The sequence below is a fragment of the Rhodococcus sp. WAY2 genome (assembly GCF_009859915.1).
Lineage (GTDB): Bacteria > Actinomycetota > Actinomycetes > Mycobacteriales > Mycobacteriaceae > Rhodococcus_F > Rhodococcus_F oxybenzonivorans.
Genome location: NZ_CP046572.1, coordinates 5,685,572 through 5,694,532, shown reverse-complemented (window position 1 = coordinate 5,694,532; position 8,961 = coordinate 5,685,572). Strand labels below are relative to the sequence as shown.

The window sequence follows — 8,961 nt, the reverse complement described above, 5'->3', positions numbered from 1 at the left end:
CGCATGTTGAGCGAACCAGATCCCTCGCTGCGCAGCTGACAGCGGAAAGGCTCCGATGGGAGCACCGTTACTACCCGCTGCATGTCCCGACCCCAAGGGTTACTCCGTTCTCGAACGCGTGGCTTGCCGCCGCCTGTGTGACTGGTGATTGGTAGCTCTGAACGCCACTACATGCACGTGCCTCGGTCCGAGGCCACTCGCGAATCGGGAACGGGACGGCCCACCTTGGGCTGATCGACGAGTTCCACCACAGTGGAGATCGATGCAGTGCGCCCTGGGGCGCTCTGGCATCCCGGATCATTCGCGGTGAGCGGGTTCATTCCTGGCTCCGTTCCTTCATCGATCCAACAAGCGGCCACCCAATCGGTGCTCGTCACCCTCGGAGTCGACAGACGAGTCTACGGCGGAAATGGACGTCCGAACTTTCGCCACACTCATGCCTGCACCCTCCTCTCACTCGTCGGTGACCATCTCGGTTCGTCCTGTGTCGAAATAACGCCGGGGTATACATCGGTCACATACCCACCACTGTTACCTGCCGAGCTGTGACCTTCCCGACCGTCGATACTTCCAGAATCAGTCGAAATTTGGATCGGCGACGCGCACATGTTCAACAGCGAGAACCACATTCCGGGCGTCGCGTACACGTGCGAGGCGAAAAACGTACCGCGGGTCGGAATTCCGCCGGACGGACAAATGTCGTGTCCACATTTATCGCCCCCTTCCCGAACAATCCACTTCGCGCGGTACCAAACGATCGGCTGATCGGCCGCGGGGGCGGACGTCGCACCGACCACCGCTTGTTTACCAACCATCGTGTCTACCAAAGCCCCGCGCAGGTCTCAAAGCGGAACACTCGCGGCGAAGGCGAGGCGGGAATGAAATCGAGAGCCGCCCAGGAGTGACGCGCACGCGCCTCCGGCAGCGACATCCCATGCGCTCGAAACTGAACTTCAGGGCGGAATTCGCCTTGACCTGCATGGGCGCGGTCAGTGGGGTCGTCTGGCGCGCGGATGCGGCACCGTATCGCCCGCGGCGGCGATCACACTTGGCCGACGATGAGACGAGATGCAGCGCGCGTGACGTCCTATTTGTCGCATCCCGGCGCGGGCGCTCGCTGGATCAATAGGGAGATATCTCACACCCCATGCCAAGCACCACGCCCGACCCACCTCTTGTTACCGGTCAGTAACAAAAGCAAGCCTTACCTGGTCAGCCACCCTGAGCCGCCGTGCGGCCATGCCGGGCGAACCAGTCGAGCAGTGCTGGATCATCGACGGCGCTGCGGTCGACTGAACGAGCCGCGTCCGCGCCTTGGAAAATTTTCTTGAGTGGCACCTCGAGCTTCTTGCCGGTGCGAGTGTGAGGAATGCCGGGCGCGAGGATGATGTCGTCCGGCACATGCCGGGGCGAGGCCTGCTCACGGATCGCACCCCGAATTCGGTCTTGCAACGCGTCGTCGAGCTCCACCCCGTCGACGAGGACCACGAAGAGCGGCATCCAATATCCGCCGTCCGGCAGGTCCACCCCGACTACCAGTGCTTCTGCGACCTCGGGCAGCTTCTCCACCACCTGGTAGATGTCCGCGCTCCCCATCCGGATCCCGTTGCGATTGAGTGTGGAATCGGACCTTCCGTGCATCAGCACGGTCCCGCGTTCGGTGATCGTGATCCAGTCACCGTGCCGCCACACACCGGGAAACACGTCGAAGTAGGCGTCGTGGTAGCGCTTCCCGTCCGGGTCGTTCCAGAACGACACCGGCATCGACGGCATCGGGGCCGTGACCACCAGTTCACCGACCTCGCCGCGCACGGGACTGCCCGTTTCGTCGAAGGCGTCGACGGCGACACCCAGACAGGGAGCGGACAATTCACCGGGCCAGACCGGAACAGTCCGCGCTCCACCGATGAAGGCCGAGACCACGTCGGTCCCACCGGTGATCGACATGACGGGAATGTTCCGACCGACGTTGTGCGCCAACCACAATGACGACGCGGCAGGCAACGTGGACCCGGTGCTGCCGACCGCGCGGAGCGCCGTCAGGTCGTGGTCGCGGACGGGTACCACCCCGGCCTTGTCGCAGGCGAGTACGTATCCGGGACTCGTCCCCACCACCGTCACACCGAGACGGGAGGTCAACGCCCACAACGCATCCGCCGTGGGCCACCCGGGGCTCCCGTCGTAACACACGATGGTGGCCCCCACGAGCAGGCCCGCGGTCTGGAAGTTCCACATCATCCAACTGGGACTGGTGTACCAGAAGAGGGTGTCGTCTCGGCCGACGTCGAGATGAAGCGCGAGTGACTTGAGGTGTTCGAGAAGCACTCCGCCGTGGCCGTGCACGATTCCCTTCGGAAGTCCGGTGGTTCCCGAAGAAAACACCACCCACAGGGGGTGGTCGAACGGGACGGCCACCGGTTCGAGTGCGGCCTCCCGGCCCGTGGCCTCAGCCCACGTGGTGGCGTCGCCGACCTCCGATTCCCGTCGAAGATGGGGCACGATGACGGTCAGGGCCAGAGAGGGCAGCCCGGCCTGCAGGTAGAGTACGGCATCGACGCGGTCGTGCTCTTTGCCGCCGAACCGATACCCGTCCGCGGTGATCAGCGCCTTCGGGTCGAGCTGTCCGAGCCGATCGAGGGCTGCCGGCGCGGAATAGTCCTGCCCGCACGCGGCCCAGAGTGCCCCCACCGAAACGGTCGCAAGGAACGCGATCACTGCCTCGGGAATGTTGGGCAGGTATCCGACGACGCGATCGCCGACACCGACGCCGTGATCCCGCAGTGTGGCCGCGAGCGCCGCGACCTGCGAGCGCAACTCGTCCCACTCGACAGCGACGTCGACCCCACCCTCACCGACGTACCGGATGGCGGGCCTGTCGGAGCGGGCATTGCGGAAGACCTGATCGACGTAATTGAGAGTGGCGCCGGGAAACCACACGGCGCCCGGCATGGAGGACTCGGCCAAGGCCGGACCCGGATCGGTCGCAGAGCGGATGTCGAAGTAGTCCCACACGGCTTGCCAGAACGCGTCGGGATCGGCCACCGACCAACGCCACAACGCCCGGTAGTCGTCTACCGGAACGTTGTGGCGCCGTGCAATGAAAACACCGAAGTCGGTGATCACCGCGTTGCGCAGATCAGCCTCGGTCGGTACCCACTGCGGATCGGCTGTCATGGTTCCATCTTCCCCGACAGCCGGAGTGCTCCGCGTTCTTTTGGTACCTAGCTGGTGGGAACGCGCACGATCAGTGCGTCACCCTGACCGCCGCCGCCGCACAGCGCGGCCACACCCACACCGCCGCCGCGGCGTTGCAGCTCGAGGGCCAGATGCAGGGTGATCCGCGCGCCGGACATGCCCAGCGGATGCCCCACAGCGATCGCCCCGCCATTGACGTTGACCTTCGCCGGATCCAGCCCCAGCTCACGGGTCGAGACGATCCCGACAGCCGCGAAGGCCTCGTTGATCTCGACGAGGTCGAGATCCTTCGGGTCGATGCCCTCCTTCGCGCACGCCTTCGCGATCGCCCGGGCCGGCTGCGACTGCAACGTCGAGTCGGGTCCGGCGACCACCCCGTGTGACCCGATCTCGGCGATCCACTCGAGGCCGAGCTCCTCGGCCTTGGCCTTGCTCATCACGACCACGGCCGCCGCACCGTCGGAAATCGGTGACGCGGACCCGGCCGTGATCGTTCCGTCCTTCGCGAAGGCGGGACGCAACCGTCCCAGCGTCTCCACCGTCGTATCGGCACGCACTCCCTCGTCCTGGCCGAACACGATCGGTTCACCCCTACGCTGGGGAATGGACACCGGCACCACTTCGTCGTCGAACAACCCGTCCTTCCAGGCCCGGGCCGCGTTCTGGTGCGACGCCGCCGCGAACGCATCCTGCTCCTCGCGGCTGGTCTGCCGACCGGGTTCCGTGTTCTGCGACTCCGTCAGACTTCCCATTGCCTGATCGGTGAAAATGTCGTGCAACCCGTCGAACGCCATGTGATCACGCATCGTCACATCGCCGTACTTGAACCCCTCCCGCGACTTCTCCAGCAAATGCGGCGCCCGCGACATCGACTCCTGCCCACCGGCAACGACCACCTCGAACTCCCCCGCCCGGATCAACTGATCCGCCAACGCGATCGCATCGATCCCCGACAAACACACCTTGTTCACCGTCAACGCCGGCACATCCATCGGAATCCCGGCCGCGACCGCCGCCTGCCGCGCCGGCATCTGCCCCGCCCCCGCCGTCAGGACCTGACCCATGATCACGTATTCCACCTGATCCGGCGCCACCCCCGCCTTCTCCAGCGCACCCTTGATCGCGATCCCACCCAGATCCGAACCCGAGAGATCCTTCAACGAACCCATCAACCGACCCATCGGTGTACGGGCCCCGGCAACAATCACCGACGTAGTTCTTTCAGGCACTGCAGTTCTCCATTCCTGTGTTGTAACCGTGTGTACTCGTCAACCATCCGCGGCTGAAGAGTATTCACGGGGTCGTGCCGGATCTCCTCAGGATCGCCTCTGCGTGACGCAGGACGGGTGCGTCCACCATCTTGCCCTCGAAGGCGAAAACTCCGCGTTGCTCGTCGACGGCGGCCAGGACTCTCGTGGCCCAGTCGACGTCGTCGTCGGAGGGTGCATACGCCTCGCGGATCACCACGACTTGGCTGGGATGGATGGCGACCTTGACATCGAACCCGACCGCTACGGCGTCGTGCGCCTCGGCGCGAAGACCGTCGAGGTCCTTGATGTCCAGGTAGACGGAATCCAGGGCGAGGCGATGGAAGCCCTTCGCCGCCAGCAACGTGGACGACCGTACCTGCCGGGCCACATCGCGGTACGTGCCGTCCTCGCGGCGGCTGGAGTTGCCGCCCATCGCGGCCACCAAGTCTTCGGCACCCCACATGACACCGATGGTGCTCGCCGCGAGCGCGATCTCGCCGACGGCGAGCGCCCCGAGCGGCGACTCGACGAGGGCGATCACCTCGCGTGGCGCCAGCGACAACACCTGATCGGCGGTCTCACATTTGGCCAGCATCAATCGGGTGTAGCGAGTGCCGTCGAGGGCGAGGAGGTCGAGTTCGTGGTCGTCGGTGCCGACGGGATTGACGCGGACCACTGTTCGCTCCGGATCGAGCGGGGTGTCGATCAGCGCGACCCGCGCCGCTTCCTTGTCGGCCTGCGCGACTCCGTCCTCGAGATCGAGGATCACGACGTCGGCCGCCGCAGCCGCCTTCGCATACCGTTCGGGCCGGTCGGCCGGGCAGAACAACCAGGCCGGTCCGGGCAATGCCCAGCTCACGACGGCTTCTTCTGGACGAGGGTCTTGCGCACGGCGATCGCCACCACGTCGCCGTTCTGGTTGCGCCCGGTGTGCTCGAGCGTGACGATGCCCTCCCCCGGTCGGCTCTTCGACTCCCGCTTGTCGGCGATGCGTGTCTCCGCGTAGAGCGTGTCGCCGTGGAACAGCGGCTTCGGGAAACTGATCTCCGAGAATCCCAGGTTCGCGACGATGGTCCCCTGCGTGAGTTGCGCCACCGACAACCCGACCAGCGTCGAGAGGGTGAACATCGAGTTGACGAGGCGCTCACCGAACTGGGTGCCCTCGCTGTAAGCGGCATCGAGGTGCAGGGCCTGGGTGTTCATCGTCTGGGTGGTGAAGAGGACGTTGTCGGCCTCGGTGACGGTGCGGCCGGGGCGATGCTCGTAGACCGCTCCGAGTTCGAACTCCTCGAACCACAGCCCACGCTGGACGATCCGGTTCGGCTCCTCGGCTCCTGCTGCGCTCACAGTCCGGCCTCCCGCGCGATGAGCATCAACTGCACCTCGGTGGTGCCCTCGCCGATCTCGAGAATCTTGCTGTCTCGGTAATGCCGTGCCACCACGTACTCGTTCATGAATCCGTAGCCACCGTGGATCTGAGTGGCGTCCCGCGCGTTGTCCATGGCGGCCTCGGACGCGACGAGCTTGGCGATCGCGGCCTGCTTCTTGAACGGCTTGCCCGACAACATCAGTGCGGCGGCGTCGTAGTAGGCGGTGCGGGCGGTGTGGGCGCGTGCCTCCATGCGCGCGATCTTGAACGCGATGGCCTGGTTGTGCCCGATGGGTCGCCCGAATGCCTCACGCTCCTTCGCGTACTTGACGGACTCGTCGACACACCCCTGCGCCGCACCGACACTCAGTGCGGCGATCGCGATGCGGCCCTCGTCGAGGATGCGGAGGAAATTCGCGTATCCGCGACCCCGCTCGCCGAGCAGGTTCTCCTCGGGGACGCGCACGTCCGAGAACGTGAGGGGGTGGGTGTCGGAGGCGTTCCAGCCCACCTTGTTGTATGCAGGTTCGGCGGTGAAACCGGGGGTCGAGGTGGGGACGAGGATCGTGGAAATCTCCTTCTTGCCGCCGTCCTTCACGCCGGTCACGGCGGTGACGGTGACGAGCCGGGTGATGTCGGTGCCCGAGTTGGTGATGAATTGCTTGTTGCCGTTGATGATCCACTCACCGCTGTCGAACTTGGCGGTGGTCTTGGTGCCGCCCGCGTCGCTTCCGGCGCCCGGTTCCGTGAGACCGAAAGCAGCGAGGCTCTTTCCGCTCGTCAGCTGCGGCAGCCACTCCTGCTTCTGTGCTTCGTTGCCGAAGCGGTAGATCGGCATCGCACCGAGGGACACGCCGGCTTCGAGGGTGATGGCAACGCTCTGGTCCACCTTGCCCAGCTCCTCGAGGGCGAGGCACAACGCGAAGTAGTCACCGCCCATTCCGCCGTATTCCTCGGGGAACGGGAGGCCGAACAGACCCATGTCGGCCATGCCCGACACCACCTCGTACGGGAAGGTGTGGTTGGCGTCGTGCTCTGCCGCGACCGGTGCCACCACGTTCTTCGCGAAATCGGCGACCGTCTTGGCAAGCTGCTGGTATTCGTCGGGAAGCTGGCCGGTGGCGAGATATTCGGTCATGACTCGTTCTCTTTCGTGTCGGTGTGCGGGGTGACTCGTGCGAGCAGCTGGTCGACCATCACCTGGTCGCCGGGCGCGACGAGGATGTCGACGACGCCGTCGACGGGTGCGGTCAGCGAGTGCTCCATCTTCATCGCCTCGACGACGACGAGCGTCTGGCCCGCGGTGACGTGGGCGCCCGCTTCGGCGCCGACGGCGATGACGGATCCGGGCATGGGGCTGGTGATCTCGGCCTCGCCGGCATGTACGTCACCGGTGCGGACGCTGAGCTCCTCGACTTCCCGGAGCATCGTCGTGCCCTCGGATCCGGCGAGCCAGATGTGCCCGTCGGTCTGGGCGACCCGGTAGGTTTCACGTCTGCCGTCGATCACGACGGACAGTGTGGTTCCGTCGAGGGCCGCCGTCAGGGACAGGGTGTCGCCGTCCTCCACCTGCGCGGTGGCGTCGGCGGGGTGACCGGTGATCCGTACGTGGTCGGTACGCGTCGGCGATGCCAGCCGAATACTGGTGGGCGCGGGAACCCCGACCCGCCAGCCGCTGGGAACGTCCCACGGATCGGCCTGTGAACGCTCCGGCCAGCGCTGCAACCAGCGGAAAGCGGCCGCGGCGACGAGCGCGGCATCGGTGGCCTCCGCAGCGACGAAGTCCTCGAGCCGGCGGTCGAGCAGACCGGTGTCGAGGTTGCCCGCCACCACATCGGGATCGGCGAGCAGGAAGCGCGCGAACTCGATGTTGGTCACCACACCGAGCACACCGGTGCCGGCCAGCGCCCGGTCCAGCTTCCGCAACGCACCGGCGCGGTCGTCGGCGTGCGCGATGACCTTCGCCAGCATGGGGTCGTAGTCGCTGCCCACCACTGTGCCCGCGCGAAGACCCGAGTCGACGCGGATTCCCGGGCCCTCGGGTTCGACGACGTCGGCGACGAGACCACCGGTCGGCAAGAAGCCTCGGCTGGGATCCTCGGCATACACGCGGGCTTCGATGGCATGTCCGGTGAGGGTGATCTCGCCCTGGGTGAAGCCGAGCGGTTCGCCCGCCGCCACCCGTACCTGCCACTCGACCAGGTCGAGTCCCGTCACGAGCTCCGTCACGGGGTGTTCGACCTGAAGCCGGGTGTTCATCTCCATGAAGAAGAACTCGTCCGGCTTGTCGGCGGAGACGATGAATTCGACCGTTCCGGCACCCGAATAGTCGACACTGCGCGCCGTGTTGCACGCCGCCTCGCCGATACGGGCCCGCGTCTGCTCGTCGAGCAGAGGCGAGGGCGCCTCCTCGATGACCTTCTGGTGGCGACGCTGCAAACTGCACTCGCGCTCACCGAGATGCACCACGTTGCCATGCCGGTCGGCCAGGATCTGCACCTCGATGTGCCGGGGACGCAACACGAATCGCTCGAGGAACAGGGTGTCGTCACCGAACGCGGACGCGGCCTCGCGGCGTGCGCTGAGCAGGGCGTCGGCCAACGCGCCGGGCTCCTCGACCAGGCGCATCCCCTTGCCGCCGCCGCCCGCCGACGGCTTGACGAGGACCGGGTAGCCGATCTCGCCTGCGGCCGCGATCAGTTCGTCGTCGGACAGGCCAGGCCGGGCGATGCCCGGTACGACGGGCACGTCGAACTTCGCGACGGCGTTCTTGGCGGTGATCTTGTCGCCCATCACCTCGATGGCGGCGGCGGAGGGACCGAGGAAGGCGATGCCGGCGTCTGCGCAGGCACCCGCGAACTTCGCGTTCTCCGACAGGAACCCGTATCCGGGGTGGATCGCCTGAGCTCCCGTGGCCTGGGCTGCCGCGATCACCTTCTCGATCACCAGGTAGCTCTCCCGGGCGGCGGCCGGGCCGAGCAGGACCGCGGTGTCGGCCTCGCGGACATGCCGCGCGTCCCGATCCGCTTCGCTGTACACCGCGACCGAGCGGATTCCCATGGTCCTCAGGGTGCGGATTACCCGCACGGCGATCTCACCGCGGTTGGCGACGAGGACGGTATCTATCCGTGTCATGTCAGTCATGTC

Annotated in this window: 6 protein-coding genes; all 6 read right to left on the bottom strand. The window is 66.2% G+C overall.

The features are described from left to right. Positions 1–1,212: 1,212 nt before the first annotated feature. The 6 genes from GFS60_RS25565 to GFS60_RS25540 all read right to left on the bottom strand — a co-directional run bounded on the left by GFS60_RS25565 (position 1,213) and on the right by GFS60_RS25540 (position 8,949). The gene (locus GFS60_RS25565) at positions 1,213–3,174 is read right to left on the bottom strand and encodes an acetoacetate--CoA ligase (protein WP_159925587.1); all 1,962 of its coding nucleotides are present in this window, start codon (positions 3,172–3,174) and stop codon (positions 1,213–1,215) included. Between the two features lie 47 nt (positions 3,175–3,221). Continuing rightward, complete coding sequence (locus GFS60_RS25560) at positions 3,222–4,376, bottom strand: acetyl-CoA C-acetyltransferase (RefSeq protein WP_159927534.1); 1,155 nt, start codon at positions 4,374–4,376, stop codon at positions 3,222–3,224. A 112-nt stretch (positions 4,377–4,488) separates the two neighbouring features. Beyond that, the gene (locus GFS60_RS25555; RefSeq protein WP_159925585.1) at positions 4,489–5,304 is read right to left on the bottom strand and encodes an HpcH/HpaI aldolase/citrate lyase family protein; all 816 of its coding nucleotides are present in this window, start codon (positions 5,302–5,304) and stop codon (positions 4,489–4,491) included. After that, positions 5,301–5,792 (bottom strand): MaoC family dehydratase, encoded by a 492-nt coding sequence (locus GFS60_RS25550; RefSeq protein WP_109331659.1) that lies wholly within the window; start codon positions 5,790–5,792, stop codon positions 5,301–5,303. Before GFS60_RS25550 ends, GFS60_RS25555 begins: the two co-directional genes overlap by 4 nt. Next, positions 5,789–6,952, bottom strand: coding sequence for an acyl-CoA dehydrogenase family protein (locus tag GFS60_RS25545; RefSeq protein ID WP_109331669.1), 1,164 nt, complete (start codon positions 6,950–6,952; stop codon positions 5,789–5,791). Before GFS60_RS25545 ends, GFS60_RS25550 begins: the two co-directional genes overlap by 4 nt. Beyond that, positions 6,949–8,949, bottom strand: a complete 2,001-nt coding sequence (locus GFS60_RS25540; RefSeq protein ID WP_159927532.1) for an acetyl/propionyl/methylcrotonyl-CoA carboxylase subunit alpha — start codon at positions 8,947–8,949, stop codon at positions 6,949–6,951. The genes GFS60_RS25545 and GFS60_RS25540 overlap by 4 nt, the downstream gene beginning before the upstream one ends. Positions 8,950–8,961: the final 12 nt, after the last annotated feature.